This is a genomic window from Burkholderia cenocepacia (assembly GCF_014211915.1).
In the GTDB taxonomy this organism is placed as follows: Bacteria; Pseudomonadota; Gammaproteobacteria; order Burkholderiales; family Burkholderiaceae; genus Burkholderia; species Burkholderia orbicola.
Genome location: NZ_CP060039.1, coordinates 1,177,795 through 1,196,306 on the forward strand (window position 1 = coordinate 1,177,795; position 18,512 = coordinate 1,196,306).

Below are 18,512 nucleotides of genomic sequence, written 5' to 3' on the forward strand. Positions count from 1 at the left end.
CGGCTTCTAGCATATCACCGAGCCCTGAGCGGTAAAAAGCGGATTCCGCTGGCCAAAGGCCCCGTGTTGCGGTTTGCCGTCAGTCGGCCCGCGGCACGCGCGTTCCGGCCCCGCCGATGGCAAGCCCGTTCCTCACGACGCCTCCTATGACTGCCTCGAACGCTTCTTCCCCGGCGACGCTTTCGCTCGCCCGTCCCGACGACTGGCACCTGCACCTGCGCGACGGCGACATGCTCGCCGCCGTGCTGCCGCACACCGCCCGCCAGTTCGGCCGCGCCATCGTCATGCCGAACCTGAAGCCGCCGGTCACGACCACCGCGCAGGCGCAGGCCTATCGCGAGCGCATCCTCGCCGCGCTGCCGGCCGGGATGACGTTCGAACCGCTGATGACGCTGTACCTGACCGACAACACGCCGCCCGACGAAATCCGCCGCGCGCGCGAAAGCGGCTTCGTGCACGGCGTGAAGCTGTATCCGGCAGGCGCGACGACGAATTCCGACCATGGCGTCACCGATCTCGCGAAATGCGCGAAGACGCTCGAGGCGATGCAGGACACCGGCATGCCGCTGCTCGTGCACGGCGAGGTGACCGATGCGTCGATCGACCTGTTCGACCGCGAGAAGGTGTTCATCGACCGCGTGATGACGCCGCTGCGCCGCGATTTCCCGGGCCTGAAGGTCGTGTTCGAGCACATCACGACGAAGGACGCGGCCGACTACGTGCGCGATGCCGACGCGGCGCCCGGCCTGCTCGGCGCGACGATCACCGCGCATCACCTGCTGTACAACCGCAACGCGCTGTTCGTCGGCGGGATTCGCCCGCATTACTACTGCCTGCCGGTGCTCAAGCGCGAGACGCATCGCGTGGCGCTGGTCGAGGCCGCGACGTCGGGCAACCCGCGCTTCTTCCTCGGCACCGACAGCGCGCCGCATGCGCGCGACGCGAAGGAAACCGCGTGCGGCTGCGCGGGCTGCTACACGGCGCTGCATGCGCTCGAACTGTACGCGGAAGCGTTCGACACGGCCGGCGCGCTGGACAAGCTGGAAGGGTTCGCGAGCTTCTTCGGCGCCGATTTCTACGGGCTGCCGCGCAGCGCCGAGACGGTCACGCTGCGCCGCGAGCCGTGGGAACTGCCGCGCGAGATCTTCGCGGGCGATACGCCGGTCGTGCCGCTGCGCGGCGGCGAGACGATCGGCTGGAAGCTGGCGTGACCGGCGCGCCGCCGCGCGAATCGGGCTCCGGGGCCGGTCGCGCAGCGGCGGATTTCGCGCGGATCGACTGGTCCGCGCCGTGGCTCGCGCCTTACGCGGAGCCGGGCCGCGCGTGGCAGGCGGCCGCCCGCGCGGGCGAGGCCACGCTGCTCGATGCGTTGAACGGCGCGTTGGGCGGCGTGTCACGAGGCGGCGATCGCGTCACCGGCCGCGGCAGGCCGCTGCGCTTCGTGCCGCAGGCCGAGTTGCCGCCCGGCGTCGCGTACGAGACCCATATCGCCGGCACCGGCCACGTGCCGACCCGCCATCATCTTCACGACTTCTTCAATGCGCTCGTCTGGCTCGCGTACCCGCGCATCAAGGCCGCGCTGAACGCGCGCCAAGCCGCCGCGATCGACGCGGCGGGCGGCGTCGGCCCCGTGCGCGGGACGTTGCGCGACGCGCTCACGTTGTTCGACGAGAACGCCGCGCTGTTCGTCACCGCCGACCGCGCGCTCGCCGACGCGCTGCGCGGCTTCGACTGGCCGCGGCTGCTGGTGGCCACGCGCGATGCGTGGGGCACGCGCTGCGAAGCGCGAGTCGTCGGCCATGCGCTGCTCGAACAGCTCGTCGCACCCTACAAGTCCTGCACCGCGCACGCATGGATCGTCGAAGTGAGCGCCGACTATTTTTCATGGCCCGACGCGGAACGGAGCGCGCATGTCGACGCCCGAATCGCCGCTGAACTCGCGACGCGCGCGCTGACGAGCCGCGATTTCGCGCCGCTGCCGGTGCTCGGCGTGCCGGGCTGGTGCGCGGCGAACGCCGACCCCGCGTTCTACGACGATCCGGCCGTGTTTCGCCGCGGCCGCCGCTCGCGCGCTGCCGACGGCGGCGCGCAGTGCTAGAATGCGCGTCGCAAAGCAGGCCAGGCAGTCGCGGCCTCGGCGCCTTCGGGCGCGCGGGGCGAGGAAAGTCCGGACTCCACAGGGCAGGGTGATGGCTAACGGCCATCCGTGGCGACACGCGGAACAGGGCAACAGAAAGCAAACCGCCGATGGCCCGGCGCAAGCCGGGATCAGGTAAGGGTGAAACGGTGCGGTAAGAGCGCACCGCGGCGACGGCGACGTTCGCCGGCACGGTAACCTCCACCCGGAGCAATTCCAAGTAGGCAGGCGCGCATTTTCGGATGCAGGACGGGGCCCCCGTCTCGTCTGCGGGTAGGAAGCTTGAGCGCGTCAGCAATGGCGCGCCTAGAGGAATGACTGCCACGCGTTGCGCGCTTCGGCGTGCAGCGTGCACAGAATCCGGCTTATCGGCCTGCTTTGCCGTTCGAATGCGAAAGGGCCGGCGCTCCCTGCGGAGCGCCGGCCCTTTTTTCATGCGCGCGCCGTGGGCTCAGGCGGCGACGATGTCGAACGAATGCGTGAGTTCGGCCGTCTTCGCGATCATGATCGACGCGGAGCAGTACTTGTCGTGCGACAGGTTGATCGCGCGCTCGACCGTGGCCGGGTTCAGGTTGCGGCCGGTGACCGTGAAGTGGAAGTGCACCTTCGTGAACACCTTCGGATCTTCGCTCGCACGCTCGGCCTTCAGCGTGACCGAGCAACCGCTCACTTCCTGGCGGCTCTTCTTCAGGATCAGCACGACGTCATAGGCGGTGCAGCCGCCGGTGCCGAGCAGCACCATTTCCATCGGACGCGGCGCGAGGTTGTGGCCGCCGCCTTCGGGCGCGCCGTCCATCGTGACGAGGTGCCCGCTGCCGGTCTCGGCGGAAAACGCCATGCCGTCCTGGCCCATCCAGCTTACTTTGCATTCCATGCTTGCACTCCAGCGTTGCCTGATTCGGATTCGATCCGGCATTGTAGCCCGCGGCGCAACGGTCGGCTGATGCGCTGCACGACGCGCAACGCCGGGGTCGGGCGGGCGGGGCGGCGGGCGACGATTTCCCTGCTGGATTTAGGGGTTTTGCTCTAGGCGAGGGCAGATCTAGGTCATGTCCGAGGCATTTAGGTGATTGATTTTAAAAGAAAATGCGTTCGAGCGAGCTTCCCGGACAAAATCTCATATCGTGGTATTTGATTTCGCAATGCAAATTTTCTTGTGAAGTCGGCGGGGCATTCGTATAATGATCCTCATTGGTTGTCGCGCTGCGGCAACCTCCGCATGTCTCCTCCACCCTCCTCCTAAGGTGGATTAAGCCCGAACCAGCCGTTCGGGCTTTTTTTCGTCCCATGCAAACATCCGCGCGGCTTGCGCGCGTCGGCACCGTCACGCGGGCTGTCGCGCAACCGGCTGCGAAGTCGCGTCGGGCGGCGTGCCGCGCGAGTCGGCATCGGGCGCCGGCGCACGGGTGGCCGACGCGTGGCCGTGGCCGCGTGCACAGAAGTGGCGGACGCGTTCGCGCACCGCGCGCAGGCGTGCGATGCGGTCTTCGGCATGTGCGGTCCGGGCTTCGGCGATGCGTGCATCGAGTGCGTCGAGCTTGGCTTCGCAGCCGGAGCGGGCGGCGACGGCGGGCGCCGCGACGGCCAGCAGCGCGGCCGCCAGAAAGGGCGTAAGTCGTTGTTTCATCATGCTGGTTTGTTGTTTTTCGGGTTCGACCGGTCTGGCGCGGCAAGGTCATGTGCCGCGCGTCGATGGGTGCCTCCCCAGACGCTCGGTTCGCCTGGCTTGGTGGGGCACGACCGGATTTTGGCTCATTTCGGCCGCCGCGAACACGGGACGTGGATTCTCTTTGACCACGTAGCCGTATTTCCTTTATAATTCAGGGCTTTTCCGCATTCATGCCCACGGAAAAAGAACAGGGAGAGCCTGCACCGCGCCTCGAAGCGCACACAGACAAGCAGGAAGAACACATCGGGCAAAGCAATTTTTTTGGATCGATCATGAAGACGTTTTCCGCAAAAGCCCATGAGGTGACGCGCGAATGGTACGTGATTGACGCGACGGATAAGGTTCTCGGCCGTGTTGCCAGCGAAGTGGCACGCCGTCTGCGCGGCAAGCACAAGCCTGAGTTCACCCCGCACGTCGACACTGGTGATTTCATCATCATCATCAACGCGAGCAAGTTGAAGGTCACGGGCAACAAGACGCTGGACAAGAAGTACTACCGTCACTCGGGCTACCCGGGCGGTATCTATGAAACGACGTTCGGCAAGATGCAAGAGCGCTTCCCGGGCCGCGCGCTCGAGAAGGCGGTCAAGGGCATGCTGCCGAAGGGCCCGCTCGGCTACGCGATGATCAAGAAGCTGAAGGTCTACGCAGAAGCGACGCATCCGCACTCGGCTCAACAGCCGAAGGCGCTCGAGATCTAAGGGGACCCACATGATCGGTAACTGGAACTACGGTACGGGCCGCCGCAAGAGCGCAGTCGCACGTGTCTTCATCAAGGCTGGCAAGGGCGACATCATCGTCAACGGCAAGCCCATCGCTGACTACTTCTCGCGCGAAACGTCGCTGATGATCGTGCGTCAACCGCTGGAACTCACGAACCACGGCCAGACGTTCGACATCAAGGTGAACGTCAACGGCGGCGGCGAAACGGGTCAGGCAGGCGCAGTGCGCCACGGCATCACCCGTGCACTGATCGACTACGATGCGACGCTGAAGCCGTCGCTGTCGAGCGCAGGCTTCGTCACGCGCGATGCGCGTGAAGTCGAGCGTAAGAAGGTCGGTCTGCGCAAGGCACGCCGCGCAAAGCAGTTCTCGAAGCGTTAATTCCGCTTCATGGCCTCGCCGCTCTCGAGCGGCGTCCGCCGGAAAACCGCCAGCTTTCATGCTGGCGGTTTTTTTATGCCCGCTGACTACCCGCGCACGGGCCGCTGCGGCCGCCGCCCGCGCGGGCGCGTTTGATGAAATCGACAAGAACCTATTGATTTCATGGACATCAGCACGATCTTCTGATCGGCCCTACAATAGCGGCTAAAGCTTTTTGGAGAGTTCGAATGAACGCTGTTACCGAAACCGCAGCAACGACGACCGATATGCCGCTGCCGTTCGTCTTCACCGACGCCGCGGCCGACAAGGTCAAGCAACTGATCGACGAAGAGGGCAATCCCGACCTGAAGCTGCGCGTGTTCGTGCAGGGTGGCGGCTGCTCGGGCTTCCAGTATGGCTTCACGTTCGACGAGGAAGTCAACGAGGACGACACCGTGATGAACAAGAACGGCGTCCAGCTCCTGATCGACTCGATGAGCTACCAGTACCTCGTCGGCGCGGAAATCGACTACAAGGACGACCTCAACGGCGCCCAGTTCGTGATCAAGAACCCGAACGCGACCACCACCTGCGGGTGCGGTTCGTCGTTCTCGGTCTGAGCGCACGGTAGATCCGCGCCGGTTCGCCGGAATGAAAAACGGGGCTTCGTGCCCCGTTTTTTTATGCGCGCTCGCCCTGCGGCGCTCGCCGCGCGGCGGATATCGCGTCAGCGCGGATAGAGCGCGCCGAGCACGCGGTTGCCGGCTGCGCCGGTGACCGTCGCGAGATTGCCGGGCTGGCGCGTGGTGAAGCGGTACGCGAGCCACGCGAACGCGAGCGCTTCGACCTGCTGCGGCGGCACACCGAGCGCGGCCGTCGTATCGACGGTGGCCGGCACACCGGCCTCGCGCAGTGCGTGCCGAAGCGCATCGAGCAGCACCGGATTGCGTGCGCCGCCGCCGCATACGAACACGGCCTTGCAGGCCGGCGTGTGCTGCGCGATTTCGCGCGCCACCGACACGGCGGTGAGCGCGGTGAGCGTGGCCTGGACGTCCTCCGGTGCAACTTGCGGGAACGCGGCGAGCCTGGCGTCGAGCCATGCGGGATTGAACAGATCGCGTCCGGTGCTCTTTGGCGGCGGCGCGGTGAAATACGGTTCGTCGAGCAGGGCGTCGAGCAGCGATGCCTGTACGGCGCCGCGTGCGGCGAACTTCCCGCCGTCGTCGTACGGCTTGCCCAGATGGCGGGTCGCCCAGGCATCGATCAGCGCGTTCGCGGGGCCGCAGTCGAAGCCGCGCACGTCGCCGTCCGCGCCGGGCAGGATCGTGATGTTGCTGATCCCGCCGAGATTGCAGACGACCCGCGTTTCGCCCGGTGCGCCGAACACCGTCGCATGGAACGCGGGCGCGAGCGGCGCGCCGTGACCGCCGGCGGCCACGTCGCGGCTGCGGAAATCGGCGATCACGTCGACCTGCGTCAGCTCCGCGAGCAGCGCCGGATTGTTGAGCTGGCGCGTATAGCCGCGCTCGGGGCGATGGCGCACCGTCTGGCCGTGCACGCCGATCGCGCGGATCTCGTCGCGCGACAGCCCGGCCGTGCGCTGCAATTCATGGCAGCACACCGCATAGCGCGCGACGAGCGCATTCGCGGCGAGCGATTCGCGGTCGATCTCGTCGTCGCCGGGCTGCTGCAGCGCGAACAACGCGTCGCGCAGCGATTGCGCGAAGCCGACGAACGCTTCCGCGAGCACGACCGGCGCGCGGCCGGCCTCGAAACGCACGGCGACGCCGTCGACGCCGTCCATGCTGGTTCCCGACATCAGCCCGAAATAGATGCCGTCTGCCGGATGGGCAGGCTGCGGCTGTCGTTGCGGCACGTTGGGTTCTCCTGGATCGTGCGGCGCGGGCCGGTGCCGCGCGCCTTGCGCCCGATTATCCGCGCAACCTGACGCGTCGTTAAGCGATGCGCGCGCAAGTTATGGGAAAATCCCTGTTTTTGCGACATTCTTCCTGGCACCGATGAGCACCGAACCCAGTTCCAAGCCCGTTTCCCCGATCACCGACGAAGTCCGGCATGCGCTCGCCGTCACGAAGCGCGGCGTCGACGAGCTGCTGATCGAGGAAGAGTTCGCGCAGAAGCTCGCGCGCAGCGCAGCCACCGGCACGCCGCTGCGCATCAAGCTCGGCCTCGATCCGACCGCACCGGACATCCACATCGGCCATACGGTCGTGCTGAACAAGATGCGCCAGTTGCAGGATCTCGGCCATACGGTGATCTTCCTGATCGGCGATTTCACGTCGCTGATCGGCGATCCGTCGGGCCGCAACGCGACGCGTCCGCCGCTCACGCGCGAGCAGATCGAATCGAACGCGAAGACCTACTTCGAGCAGGCCGCGCTCGTGCTCGATCGCGAAAAAACCGAGATCCGCTACAACAGCGAATGGTCGATGCCGCTCGGCGCGGACGGGATGATCAAGCTCGCGTCGCGCTACACGGTCGCGCGGATTCTCGAGCGCGAGGATTTCACGAAGCGCTTCCAGGGCGGCGTGCCGATCTCGATCCACGAATTCCTGTACCCGCTGATGCAGGGCTACGATTCGGTCGCGCTGAACGCCGATCTCGAACTCGGCGGCACCGACCAGAAATTCAACCTGCTGGTCGGCCGCGAACTGCAGAAGCAGTACGGCCAGGAACAGCAGTGCATCCTGACGATGCCGCTGCTCGAAGGCCTCGACGGCGTCGAGAAGATGTCGAAGTCGAAGGGCAACTACGTCGGCATCAGCGAGAAGCCGACCGACATGTTCGGCAAGCTGATGAGCATCTCGGACACGCTGATGTGGCGTTACTTCGAGCTGCTGTCGTTCCGCAGCCTCGACGAGATCGCCGGCTTCAAGCGCGAGGCCGAAGGCGGCCGCAATCCGCGCGATTTCAAGGTGCTGCTCGCGCAGGAAATCGTCGCGCGATTCCATTCGCAGGCCGACGCCGAGCGCGCGCTGGAGGACTTCAACCACCGCGCGAAGGGCGGCGTGCCGGACGACATTCCGTCGGTCACGCTGGCCGGTGCGCCGCTCGCGATCGGTCAGTTGCTGAAGCAGGCCGGCCTCGTGCCGTCGACCAGCGAAGCGCTGCGCAACATCGATCAGGGCGGCGTGAAGATCGACGGCGCGACCGTGTCGGACAAGGGCCTGAAGGTCGAGGCCGGCGAGTTCGTCGTGCAGGTCGGCAAGCGCCGCTTCGCGCGCGTCACGCTGACCGCATGATCGCGCTGATCCAGCGCGTGACGCGTGCCGACGTGCGCGTCGGCGGCCGCACGACGGGCGAGATCGGCGCGGGCCTGCTCGCGCTGGTTTGCGCGGAGCGCGGCGATACCGAGGCCGCGGCCGACAAGCTGCTCGCGAAGCTGCTCGGCTACCGCGTGTTCAGCGACGCAGCCGGCAAGATGAACCTGCCGGTGTCGAACATCGACGGCGAGGGCCGCGCGGGCGGCCTGCTGCTCGTGTCGCAGTTCACGCTGGCGGCCGATACCAACAGCGGGCTGCGTCCGAGCTTCACGCCGGCCGCGCCGCCCGACGAAGGCGCGCGGTTGTTCGACTATTTCGTCGCGGCCGCGCGGGCGCGGCACCCGATCGTCGAGACGGGCGAGTTCGGCGCAGACATGCAGGTGTCGCTCGTCAACGACGGCCCCGTGACGTTCTGGCTGCAAGTGCGGCCCTGATTCTTTCCGGAGGCGCGCCGCGATGGCCACCACGCAGATTCTTTTCATCCGCCATGGCGAGACGGCCTGGAACCGCATCAAGCGCATCCAGGGGCATATCGACATCCCATTGGCCGATACGGGGCTCGCGCAGGCGCAGCGGCTGGCGGCGCGGCTCGGGCGCGAGGCGCGTGACGGCGCGCGGATCGACGCGGTGTATTCGAGCGACCTGATGCGCGCACAACAGACCGCCCAACCGTTCGCCGATGCGCTCGGGCTGCCGCTGCTGCTGCGCGAAGGGTTGCGCGAACGCTCGTACGGTGCGTTCCAGGGGCACGACAGCACCGAGATCGAGGCGCTGTTTCCGGACGCGTATGCGGCGTGGCAGACGCGCGACCCGGGCTTCGCGCCGGAGGGTGGCGAGTCGCAGCGTGAGTTCTATCACCGCGTGCTGCATGCGCTCGAACCGATCGTCGCCGCGCATCCGGGCGGCCGGATCGCGTGCGTCGCGCACGGCGGCGTGCTCGATTGCGTGTATCGCTTCGCGAACGGGATCGAGCTGTCGGCGCCGCGTACCTATCAACTGCTCAACACCAGCATCAACGTCGTCGATTACGTGGATGGCCGCGCGCAAGTCGTGCGGTGGGCCGACGTGTCGCATCTCGAAGCCGCGAGCGACGATGACGACGGGTACCGCAAGGTGCTCTGAACACGCCAGCTCCGTGCGGCATGGCCGGCCCGGGGTTCGCCTTCCTGCTGCGTGACGCTTACTGCGGCAGCGCGTGGCGCGTCTTGTAGTCGAGCGCGTACGCGATCTTGCCGGGCTTGTCGGCCGTGATCGGCTGGCGCAGCTTGTCGAATTCCCCCTTGCTGTATTTCTTCCCGCCGTTGATCGCATCGGCGCGCCCGAGGTCGGCGCCCGTCTTGCCGTCGATCACGGGGTCGGTGGCCGCGACCATCCGCGTCGACGCATTCCAGACCGCATTCAGGTAGCCCGTGTCGGCCTTCGCCGGGTCGGGATCGGTCGTGCCGCCGCGCGTGAGGTCATAGTTCGCCAGCGCGAACGTGCCGGGCTGCGCGCGCAGCCAGTCGGCCCAGTAGAACTCGAGGTAGTCGGTCGCTTGTGCGGGCTTGCTGTAGCCGATGTCGCGCGTGAAATAGACGAGCGAGCGGTAGCGGTCGTTCGTCATCCCGAGTTTCAGACCGAGGCCGCTCGGCAGTTGCGCGGTCGTGATCGGCTGGCCTTCGCCGTTCTTCAGGCGCAGATAGCCGCGGCTTTGCATCTGCTGCCAGAACGCGTCGCCCGAGTAGTCGCTGAGGTTGTCCTTGACGACGACGTGCACGTGCAGCGACGGGCCGCCGTCGGGCGTCTCGTAATAGGTCGACAGGCCGTGGTGGCCGTCGGTCAGGTACAGCGCATCGCCGTTCGGGCCGATCACGACGGGGTTCAGCACCGAGCGGTCGCGGGCGTTCGCGTCGGTCGTCGCGCACGTGTAGCTGGCCGGTTCGCGCAGCGACGATCGGGCCGTGTAGCCGCTCGATGCGACGCCGCCGAGGCCTTCGTCCGCGCAGAAGTCGTCGAACTTCTTGTCGGGCTGCAGTTCGTAGCGTCCGAGCTTGTAGTAGATCTGGTCGTAGCCGATCGCACCCTGCGTCGGATGGAGATCGCCGAGCGTCACGTCGATCAGGTCGCCGGCGCGCGCGGCTTTCCACTTGCCCGGTTGCGGCGGGGTGGTGGCGGGCGGCGTCGGGGCCGGCGTCGTCGTCGTGCCGCCGGACGGCGGTTGCGCGTCCGTGCGTGCGACGGCGGTGACATCGTCGCCTCCGCACGCGGCGAGGGCGACGACGGTGGACAGGCTGGCGGCAAGGGCGAAACGGATCGGCAGGCGTGGCATCGCGGGCATCGGGTGTCGGTAGCGTGTGGGCGGGACTCCGCGCGGGCCCCGGGCGTGCGTGACGGGCAAGGCGTGCGATCGTGCGCGGGTGCGAGCCCGTCAGCTTGTCACAGGTATTTGACAGTAAATTGAAATAATCCGAAGAAACGGATCGTCAGGCAGGCGGAGTGCCGTCGGACGGCGTGGCCGTCGCGCGGCGGCGCGCACGCTTCGACGCGCCGTTGACGAGCGCCCAGCGCAGCACGGGGGCGACGGCGCGGATGCCCGGCCGGACCACCGCGCGCCGCAACGGCGCGAACGTCGACACGCCGAGCATGCGCTGCGCCCATGGCGGCAGCAGGTCGATCCCGGCATGCATCACCAGCGACGCGGCAGGCCGCAGCGCGGGCCTCGCGACCGGCACGTTCAGCAGAATGGACATCACGTCGAAGGTACGCGGCCCGGCTTCGAGCTCGGGCAGCATGCGCGCGAGATAGGCCGCTACCTCGGCGCGCGAACGCGGCACCTCGTGCGCGCCGAGCAGCTCGGCGATCAGTGCCGTTTCCGCGTAATAGCGGTCCTGCAACTCGCCGGACAGCGCCGGATTCACGTAACGCAGATGCGCGGCAAGGAAGCTCGACACTTCCGCGACATGCACCCAGGTGAGCAACGCGGGATCGTCGGCGCGGTACGGCCGCCCGTCCGGCGCGCTGCCCGAGACGTGCGCATGGATCGCTTTCACGCGCTCGATCAGTGCGAGCGCGTCCGCGCGGCTGCCGAACGTCGTCCCCGTGATGAACGTGGCGGTGCGCCGCAAGCGGCCGAAGATGTCGGTGCGGAACGACGAATGATCCCAGACGCCCGCGAGCGCGAGCGGGTGGAGCGCCTGCAGCAGCAGCGCGGCGATGCCGCCCGTCATCATCGACGTGAAATCGGCATGCACGCGCCAGCAGACGGCGTCGGGGCCGAACAGCCCTGGGTCGCCAGGCGGAGAGGAGAGATCGATCGACGGGCCGCCGCCGCCGGCCGTCAGGTGCGTGATGCCGGCCACGAGCCGCTTGCGGATCGGCTCGGCCCAGCGCGGGCCCGGCGCGGGTGCGGTGGGGTGGCGGCTGGGCGGCGTCGTCATGGCGGGGGCGGCTTGGGCGGCGGATTACTTGCCGTCGGGGGTATCCCACTCGTCGCGTTCGGTGCGGCGCGCATCGGGCACCGACAGCCCGAAGTGGCGATACGTGAGCAGCGTCGCGACGCGCCCGCGCGGCGTGCGCTGCAGGAAGCCCTGCTGGATCAGGTACGGTTCGAGCACGTCCTCGATCGTGTCGCGCTCCTCGCCGATCGCCGCCGCGAGGTTGTCGATGCCGACCGGGCCGCCGTCGAACTTGTACAGGATCGCTTCGAGCAGCTTGCGGTCCATCAGGTCGAAGCCGACCGGATCGACGTCGAGCATCGCGAGCGCGGCGTCGGCAACGGCCGCGGTGATCTGGCCGTCGGCCTTCACTTCCGCGAAGTCGCGCACGCGGCGCAGCAGCCGGTTCGCGATCCGCGGCGTGCCGCGCGCACGCTTCGCGATTTCCAGCGCGCCGTTCGGATCGATCTGCGCATTCAGCAGCGACGCCGAGCGGCGCACGATGCGCGACAGTTGTTCGGCGTCGTAGAACTCGAGGCGCGCGACGATCCCGAAACGATCGCGCAGCGGGTTGGTCAGCATCCCCGCGCGGGTGGTCGCGCCGACCAGCGTGAACGGCTGCAGGTCGAGCTTCACGCTGCGCGCGGCCGGGCCTTCGCCGATCATGATGTCGATCTGGTAATCCTCGAGCGCCGGATACAGGATTTCCTCGACGACCGGCGACAGCCGGTGGATCTCGTCGATGAACAGCACGTCGTTCGCTTCGAGGTTCGTCAGCAGCGCGGCGAGATCGCCCGCGCGCTCGAGCACGGGGCCCGACGTCTGACGCAGGTTCACGCCCATCTCGCGCGCGATGATGTGTGCGAGCGTCGTCTTGCCGAGCCCCGGCGGCCCGAACAGCAGCACGTGATCGAGCGGCTCGGAGCGGCGCTTCGCGGCTTCGATGAAGATCTCGAGCTGGCCGCGCACCTTTTCCTGGCCGACGTAGTCGTCGAGCTGGCGCGGCCGCAACGCACGTTCGAACACCTCCTCGTGCGACGAGGCGGGCGTGGCGGCGATGATCCGCTGCTCGGTGGCGAGTTTGTCGGTTTCAATCATGCGGCCATTGTACCGCGCGGCGAAGCCCGGACCACCTGGCCGAACGGCCGACTGGCGAGCGCCGCGCGGCGGCGCGACACTGGCTTCGACGGCCGGATCGAATGTGCGTTACGCCTTCGACAGTGCCTTCAGCGCGAGCTTGATGCCTTCGGACACGCCAGTGCCGGCCGGCACGTTCTTGATCGCGGCGAGGCCTTCCTTTTCGGAGTAGCCGAGCGCGAGCAGCGCGTTGAGGATGTCGGTCGCATGGTCGGACGGCGACGCGGCGCCGGCGAGCGCGCCGAGGTCGGCGCCGAGCTTGCCCTTCAGCTCGAGCAGCAGACGCTCGGCCGTCTTCTTGCCGATGCCGGGCAGGCGCGTGAGGCGGGCGGCGTCCTGCATCGTCACGGCCTGCGCGAGCTCCTGCACGCTCATGCCGGACAGCACGGCGAGCGCCATGCGTGCGCCGATGCCGGTGATCTTCAGCAGCTCGCGGAAGGTCGTGCGCTCCTGCGGCGTCAGGAAGCCGTACAGCAGGTGCGCGTCCTCGCGGACGATCTGCTGCGTGAGCAGCACGACGCGTTCGCCCGTTTGCGGCAGGTTGTAGAAGGTGCTCATCGGCACGTCGATTTCGTAGCCGACGCCGTTGCAGTCGACGAGCAGATGAGGCGGGTTCTTTTCGAGCAGGATGCCGGCGATGCGACCGATCATGGAGGACGGGATGCGAGGAAGAAAGCGCGAGTGTAGCGCACGCGCGGCGCAATGCCGATGGGCGCGGCCGTCAGGCCGAAGCGGCGCGTGTCGCGGGTATGTCGGGTGAGGATAAAGCGGGCAAGCGGCCAACCCGGTCCAGGCGGCCCACGCCGTGGCCCGACGCGTCGGGCCACGGGCCGCGATGCGCGGCAGCGTCAGCCGACCAACCTGCCGCGCCGCACGCGCAGCCCTTTCTGCGCGAGCGCCGGCGCCAGGCCGCCCAGCGTGCTGAGCGTGTTGCCGCCGTGCGCGTGGCAGATCGCCATGCCGAGCGCGTCGGCGGCGTCCGAGCCCGGCTGGCCGGACAGGTTGAGCAGCCGCGTGACCATTTCCTGCATCTGCGTCTTGGTCGCACGGCCGTAGCCGACCACGGCCTGCTTGAGCTGCAGCGCCGTGTATTCAGCGACCGGCAGTCCGCCCGCGACGAGCCCGCAGATCGCGGCGCCGCGCGCCTGGCCGAGCAGCAGCGTCGACTGCGGGTTCACGTTGACGAACACCTTTTCGATCGCGGCCTGATCGGGCGCGTGTTCGCGCACGATCGTCGAGACGCCCTGGAAGATCGTGCCGAGCCGGGTGGCCAGATCGGCCGTCGGTGTGCGGATCACGCCGCTCGTGACATAGGCGAGCCGGTGGCCGCTGACGTCGATGACGCCGAAGCCGGTGACGCGCAGGCCAGGGTCGATGCCGAGAATTCGCATGAGTGAGGAGAATGGCGTGATGCAGCGATACTACAACGAATGGTGCGGCAAGCCGGTCGCCCGGTCGTGCGCGAAGGCGCCGCGCAATAAAAAACCCGGCGGGGGTGATGCCGCCGGGTTCCCGTGCAGCGGCCGCGCGGGCCGCATGCCGCGATCAGTGACGGAAGTGACGCACGCCCGTCAGGACCATCGCGATACCGTGCTCGTCGGCTGCCGCGATCACTTCGTCGTCGCGCATCGAGCCGCCCGGCTGGATCACGCAGGTCGCGCCGGCCGCCACGACGACATCGAGGCCGTCGCGGAACGGGAAGAACGCATCCGACGCGACGGCCGAGCCGGCCAGCGTCAGCCCCGCGTTCTGCGCCTTGATGCTCGCGATGCGCGCGGAATCGACGCGGCTCATCTGGCCGGCGCCGACGCCGAGCGTCATGCCGTTGCCGCAGAACACGATCGCGTTCGACTTCACGTATTTCGCGACGCGCCACGCGAACAGCAGGTCGTCCATTTCCTTCGCGGTCGGCTGGCGCTTCGTGACGACGCGCAGTTCGCTCGGCTGCACGTTGCGCGAATCGAGCGATTGCACGAGCAGGCCGCCGCCGACGCGCTTCAGGTCGAATGCGTTGTGGCCGTCACCCAGTGCAATCTCGAGCAGGCGCACGTTCTGCTTCGCGGCGAACACCTGCTTCGCGGCGTCGGAGAACGACGGGGCGATCAGCACTTCGACGAACTGCTTCGCCACCGCCTGAGCGGCCGCTTCGTCGACTTCGCGATTGAACGCGATGATGCCGCCGAATGCCGAGGTCGGGTCGGTCTGGAACGCCTTCGCATATGCGTCGGCCGAGTCGTTGCCCACCGCGACGCCACACGGATTCGCATGCTTGATGATCACGCAGGCCGGCGCGTCGAACGTCTTCACGCACTCCCACGCCGCGTCCGAATCCGCGATGTTGTTGTACGACAGTTCCTTGCCCTGCAGCTGGCGGTAGTTCGCGAGCGCGCCGGCCGGCGTCGCGAGGTCGCGGTAGAACGCCGCGCTCTGGTGCGGGTTCTCGCCGTAGCGCAGGTCCTGCACCTTGTCGAACGCCAGGTTCAGCGTGGCCGGGTACGTGCTGCGCGATGCGTGCTTCAGCTCGTCGGTCAGGCTCGTCAGGTAGTTCGTGATCGCGCCGTCGTATTGCGCGGTGTGCGCGAACACCTTCGTCGCGAGGCGGAAGTTGGTCGGGTAGCCGACCGTGTTGCCGTTCGCCTTCATTTCGTCGAGCACGACCGCGTAGTCGGCCGGATCGACGACGACCGTCACGTCGCGGTGGTTCTTCGCGGCCGAGCGCAGCATCGTCGGGCCGCCGATGTCGATGTTCTCGATCGCATCGGCGAGCGTGCAATCGTCCTTCGCGATCGTCGCGACGAACGGATACAGGTTCACGACGAGCAGGTCGATCGTCGGGATGCCGTGCTGTTCGAGCGCCTGCATGTGCTCGGGCAGGTCGCGGCGGGCGAGGATGCCGCCGTGCACCTTCGGGTGGAGCGTCTTCACGCGCCCATCGAGCATTTCCGGGAAGCCCGTGTAATCGGCCACTTCGGTCACGGGCAGGCCGGCGTCGGCGAGGAGTTTCGCGGTACCGCCCGTCGACAGCAGCTTGACGCCGAGGTCGGACAGCGACTTCGCGAAGTCGACGATGCCGGTCTTGTCGGAAACGGAAATGAGCGCTTGCTTGATCATGATGGAACCACCAATAGCCAGGGAAACGGGGACGGGACGGCCGCCTACAGCAGGCCGTGCTGCTGCAGCTTCTTGCGCAGCGTATTGCGATTGATGCCGAGGTACTCGGCGGCGAGCGACTGGTTGCCGCCGGCCTGTACGAGCACGACCTCGAGCATCGGCTTTTCGACGCAGGACATCACCATTTCATAGACGTCGTGCGGATTGGAGCCGTCTAGATCCCGGAAATACACGTCCAGGCTCTCGCGGACACATTGTTCGATGTTGTGCTTGCTCATGCTGCTAACTGGTTATGGTCGTCCGACTCGCCCTGGCTGTTTTCCGCTTCGTCATCGACGTAGACGAGGTGGTCCGACAGCGCCTTTTGCGCCTCGAAGAATGCATTGACGGCGGCGAGCTGCTCGCGGGTGGAATCGAGCGTGTTCATTCGGTGCCGGAACCCGTTGGCACCGGAAAGGCCGCGAGTGTACCAGCCGATGTGCTTGCGCGCAGTACGCACGCCGGTGAATTCGCCATAGAAAGCGTAGTGGTCTTCCAGGTGTTCGTTCATCACGTGCTGGATCTCGTCGATCCGCGGCGGGGGCAGCAGCTCGCCGGTTTGCAGGAAATGATCGATTTCGCGGAACAGCCACGGCCGGCCTTGCGCGGCACGACCGATCATCAGCGCGTCGGCGCCGGTTGCATCGAGCACGGCCTTCGCCTTGGCGGGCGACGTGATGTCGCCGTTCGCGACGACCGGGATCCGCACGGCCGCCTTCACGGCCGCGATGGTGTCGTACTCGGCGTCGCCGCGGTAGAGGTCGGCGCGCGTGCGGCCATGCACGGTGAGCATCGAGATGCCGGCCGCTTCGGCCAGGCGCGCGACCGTGATCGCGTTCTTGTGCTCGCGGTCCCAGCCGGTGCGGATCTTCAGCGTGACGGGCACCGCATCGGGCCCCGTGCCGACCGCCGCGACGACCGCCTCGACGATCCGCTGCACGAGCGGCTCGTTCTGCAGCAGCGCGGAGCCGGCCGCGACGTTGCAGACCTTCTTCGCCGGGCAGCCCATGTTGATGTCGATGATCTGCGCGCCGTTGTCGACGTTGTAGCGGGCCGCTTCGGCCATCATCGCCGGATCGGCGCCGGCGATCTGCACCGCGATCGGCTCGACTTCGCCTTCGTGGTTCGCGCGCCGCATCGTCTTCGCGCTTTTCCACAGCTGCGCGTTGGACGCGACCATCTCGGACACGGCGTAACCGGCCCCGAGCCGCTTGCACAGCTGGCGGAACGGACGATCCGTCACCCCGGCCATCGGGGCGACGAACAGGTTGTTACGCAATACGTGAGGGCCGATAACGGGCATCGCAATGGCGCCGCCCACGACAAGCGCGGGCAGGGGAAGGGAAGACGGAAAACGGGCATTTTACCGTATTCCCACGCCCCGCCGATTTGACCCGCTTTGCCTGGTTTGCCCGAAGAGGCCGTGCGGTGCGCCGCGTGTCAGTTGCGCTGACCGAACATCATCTGGCGCGCGATCACCTTTTTAAGCGGCGGCACGAATTCGAGCGCGGTGAGCGCCGCGCCGCGCAGCAGCGGAAGCGGGCCCCCGTCGATCGTAAACAGGCGCGCGAGCGTGTCGGTCGCGCCGATCGTGAGGCGCCGGTCGAGCGCGCGGCGCGCGTTGAAGGTCGCGAGCGCGGTCGCTTCGAAGCCTTGCGCGGACAGCGTGTCGACGAGCGTGTGCGCGTCCCGCAGCCCGAGGTTGAGCCCCTGGCCGGCAACCGGGTGCAGCGTCTGCGCGGCATTGCCGACGATCGCGATGCGGCCGCTGACGAGCGTCTGCGCCGCGTTCAGGCCGAGCGGGAACGACGCGCGCCCGGCGATCGTGACGAATTCGCCCATGCGCTCGCCGAACACGCTGCCGAGCTCGCGCAGGAATGCATCGTCGGGCAGCGCGGCCCGTCGCGCCGCTTCGTCGGGCGTACAGCACCAGACGAGCGAGTAGTCGGCCTGGCGCGGCCCGCCGAGCGGCAGCAGCGCGAGCGGGCCTTCGTGCGTGAAGCGTTCCCACGCGACGTTGGGGCGCGGCGCCGATACCGTGACCGTGCCGACGAGCGCGGTCTGACCGTAATCGCGGCGATGCTTGCCCGCGTCGGCCTGCTGTTCATGGAACAGCCCGCCTTCGGCATTGATGACGATGCGCGCGCGCAGCGTGCGCCCGCCTTGCGGGCCGTCGAGCGTCAGCGTGACGCCGTCGGCATCCTGCTGCGGTGTGTGCGCGGTGGTCGACGTGAGCCAGTCGACCCGCGTGCCGCGCACGGCGCCCGCGAGCGCCTGCACGATCGAGCCGTAGCGCACGACGTAGCCGAGCGCCGCGAGCGCGTGTTCGTCGCGGTCGATCAGCGTGCGGCCGAAATGGCCGCGCTGCGATACGTGGATATGTTCGATCGGCGTGGCGTCGGCAGGCCACGCGAGCGTGTCGAGCAGCACGCGGCTGCCGTGCGATACGGCGATCGCGCGCGGGTCGTTCGCGCTCGCGGCCGGTTCGCGCGCATCGATCAGCGCGATCGATGCGTGCCGCGTCGCGCTGCGGCGCGCGAGCCAGCCGGCGAGCGCGAGCCCGACGGGGCCGGCGCCGACGATGGCGAGATCGTAATCCGGCGTGGCCGGGGAGGAAGCGGTCGTCATCTTGATTCGTGAAA

20 protein-coding genes and 1 other RNA gene are annotated in these 18,512 nt (G+C 67.7%); 9 read left to right on the top strand and 12 right to left on the bottom strand.

Annotated features, from left to right (window positions below; genetic code table 11):
• Positions 1 to 146 precede the first annotated feature (146 nt).
• From pyrC to rnpB, 3 genes are all read left to right on the top strand, one after another.
• Complete coding sequence (pyrC, locus tag SY91_RS05525; RefSeq protein ID WP_012327899.1) at positions 147 to 1,211, top strand: dihydroorotase; 1,065 nt, start codon at positions 147 to 149, stop codon at positions 1,209 to 1,211.
• Positions 1,208 to 2,098 (top strand): DUF3025 domain-containing protein, encoded by an 891-nt coding sequence (locus SY91_RS05530; protein ID WP_185921104.1) that lies wholly within the window; start codon positions 1,208 to 1,210, stop codon positions 2,096 to 2,098. The genes pyrC and SY91_RS05530 overlap by 4 nt, the downstream gene beginning before the upstream one ends.
• 12 nt (positions 2,099 to 2,110) lie before the next feature.
• Positions 2,111 to 2,521: RNase P RNA component class A (gene rnpB / locus SY91_RS05535), an RNA gene on the top strand.
• Between the two features lie 67 nt (positions 2,522 to 2,588).
• On the opposite strand, the gene SY91_RS05540 is transcribed toward rnpB, so the two are convergent.
• Together SY91_RS05540 and SY91_RS05545 are read right to left on the bottom strand one after the other, a co-directional pair.
• Complete coding sequence (locus tag SY91_RS05540; RefSeq protein ID WP_074801272.1) at positions 2,589 to 3,053, bottom strand: OsmC family protein; 465 nt, start codon at positions 3,051 to 3,053, stop codon at positions 2,589 to 2,591.
• Between the two features lie 408 nt (positions 3,054 to 3,461).
• The gene (locus SY91_RS05545; protein ID WP_023477450.1) at positions 3,462 to 3,767 is read right to left on the bottom strand and encodes a DUF1090 family protein; all 306 of its coding nucleotides are present in this window, start codon (positions 3,765 to 3,767) and stop codon (positions 3,462 to 3,464) included.
• A 311-nt stretch (positions 3,768 to 4,078) separates the two neighbouring features.
• Between SY91_RS05545 and rplM the strand changes: the two genes are divergently transcribed.
• From rplM to erpA, 3 genes are all read left to right on the top strand, one after another.
• Complete coding sequence (rplM, locus tag SY91_RS05550) at positions 4,079 to 4,507, top strand: 50S ribosomal protein L13 (RefSeq protein ID WP_009687896.1); 429 nt, start codon at positions 4,079 to 4,081, stop codon at positions 4,505 to 4,507.
• A gap of 10 nt (positions 4,508 to 4,517) precedes the next feature.
• Complete coding sequence (rpsI, locus tag SY91_RS05555; RefSeq protein ID WP_006476904.1) at positions 4,518 to 4,910, top strand: 30S ribosomal protein S9; 393 nt, start codon at positions 4,518 to 4,520, stop codon at positions 4,908 to 4,910.
• A 227-nt stretch (positions 4,911 to 5,137) separates the two neighbouring features.
• Positions 5,138 to 5,509: an iron-sulfur cluster insertion protein ErpA gene (gene erpA / locus SY91_RS05560; RefSeq protein ID WP_006476903.1), complete on the top strand. Its 372-nt coding sequence runs from the start codon at positions 5,138 to 5,140 to the stop codon at positions 5,507 to 5,509.
• A 107-nt stretch (positions 5,510 to 5,616) separates the two neighbouring features.
• Here the strand turns inward: erpA and SY91_RS05565 are convergent, their stop codons facing one another.
• Positions 5,617 to 6,765, bottom strand: a complete 1,149-nt coding sequence (locus SY91_RS05565; protein ID WP_023477449.1) for an anhydro-N-acetylmuramic acid kinase — start codon at positions 6,763 to 6,765, stop codon at positions 5,617 to 5,619.
• A 142-nt stretch (positions 6,766 to 6,907) separates the two neighbouring features.
• Here SY91_RS05565 and tyrS point away from each other — a divergent pair, with 142 nt between their 5' ends.
• The 3 genes from tyrS to SY91_RS05580 are packed head-to-tail and all read left to right on the top strand — an operon-like array spanning position 6,908 to position 9,292.
• Entirely contained in the window at positions 6,908 to 8,149 is a 1,242-nt protein-coding gene (gene tyrS, locus SY91_RS05570) for a tyrosine--tRNA ligase (protein WP_023477448.1), read from the top strand.
• On the top strand, positions 8,146 to 8,604 hold the full coding sequence (gene dtd, locus SY91_RS05575) for a D-aminoacyl-tRNA deacylase (RefSeq protein ID WP_011544595.1): 459 nt from the start codon (positions 8,146 to 8,148) through the stop codon (positions 8,602 to 8,604). The genes tyrS and dtd overlap by 4 nt, the downstream gene beginning before the upstream one ends.
• Before the next feature lie 22 nt (positions 8,605 to 8,626).
• Positions 8,627 to 9,292: a histidine phosphatase family protein gene (locus SY91_RS05580; protein ID WP_006476899.1), complete on the top strand. Its 666-nt coding sequence runs from the start codon at positions 8,627 to 8,629 to the stop codon at positions 9,290 to 9,292.
• 58 nt (positions 9,293 to 9,350) lie between these two features.
• Here the strand turns inward: SY91_RS05580 and SY91_RS05585 are convergent, their stop codons facing one another.
• The 9 genes from SY91_RS05585 to SY91_RS05625 form a co-directional block, all read right to left on the bottom strand.
• Positions 9,351 to 10,478, bottom strand: coding sequence for a ParB/Srx family N-terminal domain-containing protein (locus tag SY91_RS05585; RefSeq protein ID WP_043888456.1), 1,128 nt, complete (start codon positions 10,476 to 10,478; stop codon positions 9,351 to 9,353).
• A gap of 154 nt (positions 10,479 to 10,632) precedes the next feature.
• Positions 10,633 to 11,586, bottom strand: a complete 954-nt coding sequence (locus tag SY91_RS05590; RefSeq protein WP_023477446.1) for an oxygenase MpaB family protein — start codon at positions 11,584 to 11,586, stop codon at positions 10,633 to 10,635.
• 24 nt (positions 11,587 to 11,610) lie between these two features.
• On the bottom strand, positions 11,611 to 12,681 hold the full coding sequence (gene ruvB / locus SY91_RS05595; protein WP_006476896.1) for a Holliday junction branch migration DNA helicase RuvB: 1,071 nt from the start codon (positions 12,679 to 12,681) through the stop codon (positions 11,611 to 11,613).
• 108 nt (positions 12,682 to 12,789) lie between these two features.
• Positions 12,790 to 13,371 (bottom strand): Holliday junction branch migration protein RuvA, encoded by a 582-nt coding sequence (gene ruvA / locus SY91_RS05600; RefSeq protein WP_021162490.1) that lies wholly within the window; start codon positions 13,369 to 13,371, stop codon positions 12,790 to 12,792.
• A 197-nt stretch (positions 13,372 to 13,568) separates the two neighbouring features.
• Positions 13,569 to 14,111 (bottom strand): crossover junction endodeoxyribonuclease RuvC, encoded by a 543-nt coding sequence (gene ruvC, locus SY91_RS05605; RefSeq protein WP_006476894.1) that lies wholly within the window; start codon positions 14,109 to 14,111, stop codon positions 13,569 to 13,571.
• A 154-nt stretch (positions 14,112 to 14,265) separates the two neighbouring features.
• The gene (purH, locus tag SY91_RS05610; protein ID WP_011694149.1) at positions 14,266 to 15,831 is read right to left on the bottom strand and encodes a bifunctional phosphoribosylaminoimidazolecarboxamide formyltransferase/IMP cyclohydrolase; all 1,566 of its coding nucleotides are present in this window, start codon (positions 15,829 to 15,831) and stop codon (positions 14,266 to 14,268) included.
• A gap of 44 nt (positions 15,832 to 15,875) precedes the next feature.
• Positions 15,876 to 16,109: a Fis family transcriptional regulator gene (locus tag SY91_RS05615; RefSeq protein ID WP_006476892.1), complete on the bottom strand. Its 234-nt coding sequence runs from the start codon at positions 16,107 to 16,109 to the stop codon at positions 15,876 to 15,878.
• On the bottom strand, positions 16,106 to 17,173 hold the full coding sequence (gene dusB, locus SY91_RS05620; RefSeq protein WP_006476891.1) for a tRNA dihydrouridine synthase DusB: 1,068 nt from the start codon (positions 17,171 to 17,173) through the stop codon (positions 16,106 to 16,108). Before dusB ends, SY91_RS05615 begins: the two co-directional genes overlap by 4 nt.
• Positions 17,174 to 17,310: 137 nt before the next feature.
• A complete protein-coding gene (locus SY91_RS05625) occupies positions 17,311 to 18,498 on the bottom strand; it encodes a UbiH/UbiF/VisC/COQ6 family ubiquinone biosynthesis hydroxylase (RefSeq protein WP_023477444.1) in 1,188 nt (395 codons plus the stop codon).
• Between the last annotated feature and the right edge of the window lie 14 nt (positions 18,499 to 18,512).

Coding starts and splice junctions, on each gene's coding strand:
- pyrC (WP_012327899.1), top strand. CDS start 147: ATGACTGCCTCGAACGCTTCTTCCCCGGCGACGCTTTCGCTCGCCCGT.
- SY91_RS05540 (WP_074801272.1), bottom strand. CDS start 3,053: ATGCCGGATCGAATCCGAATCAGGCAACGCTGGAGTGCAAGCATGGAA.
- SY91_RS05545 (WP_023477450.1), bottom strand. CDS start 3,767: ATGATGAAACAACGACTTACGCCCTTTCTGGCGGCCGCGCTGCTGGCC.
- rplM (WP_009687896.1), top strand. CDS start 4,079: ATGAAGACGTTTTCCGCAAAAGCCCATGAGGTGACGCGCGAATGGTAC.
- rpsI (WP_006476904.1), top strand. CDS start 4,518: ATGATCGGTAACTGGAACTACGGTACGGGCCGCCGCAAGAGCGCAGTC.
- erpA (WP_006476903.1), top strand. CDS start 5,138: ATGAACGCTGTTACCGAAACCGCAGCAACGACGACCGATATGCCGCTG.
- tyrS (WP_023477448.1), top strand. CDS start 6,908: ATGAGCACCGAACCCAGTTCCAAGCCCGTTTCCCCGATCACCGACGAA.
- dtd (WP_011544595.1), top strand. CDS start 8,146: ATGATCGCGCTGATCCAGCGCGTGACGCGTGCCGACGTGCGCGTCGGC.
- SY91_RS05580 (WP_006476899.1), top strand. CDS start 8,627: ATGGCCACCACGCAGATTCTTTTCATCCGCCATGGCGAGACGGCCTGG.
- SY91_RS05585 (WP_043888456.1), bottom strand. CDS start 10,478: ATGCCACGCCTGCCGATCCGTTTCGCCCTTGCCGCCAGCCTGTCCACC.
- SY91_RS05590 (WP_023477446.1), bottom strand. CDS start 11,586: ATGACGACGCCGCCCAGCCGCCACCCCACCGCACCCGCGCCGGGCCCG.
- ruvB (WP_006476896.1), bottom strand. CDS start 12,681: ATGATTGAAACCGACAAACTCGCCACCGAGCAGCGGATCATCGCCGCC.
- ruvA (WP_021162490.1), bottom strand. CDS start 13,371: ATGATCGGTCGCATCGCCGGCATCCTGCTCGAAAAGAACCCGCCTCAT.
- ruvC (WP_006476894.1), bottom strand. CDS start 14,111: ATGCGAATTCTCGGCATCGACCCTGGCCTGCGCGTCACCGGCTTCGGC.
- purH (WP_011694149.1), bottom strand. CDS start 15,831: ATGATCAAGCAAGCGCTCATTTCCGTTTCCGACAAGACCGGCATCGTC.
- SY91_RS05615 (WP_006476892.1), bottom strand. CDS start 16,109: ATGAGCAAGCACAACATCGAACAATGTGTCCGCGAGAGCCTGGACGTG.
- dusB (WP_006476891.1), bottom strand. CDS start 17,173: ATGCCCGTTATCGGCCCTCACGTATTGCGTAACAACCTGTTCGTCGCC.
- SY91_RS05625 (WP_023477444.1), bottom strand. CDS start 18,498: ATGACGACCGCTTCCTCCCCGGCCACGCCGGATTACGATCTCGCCATC.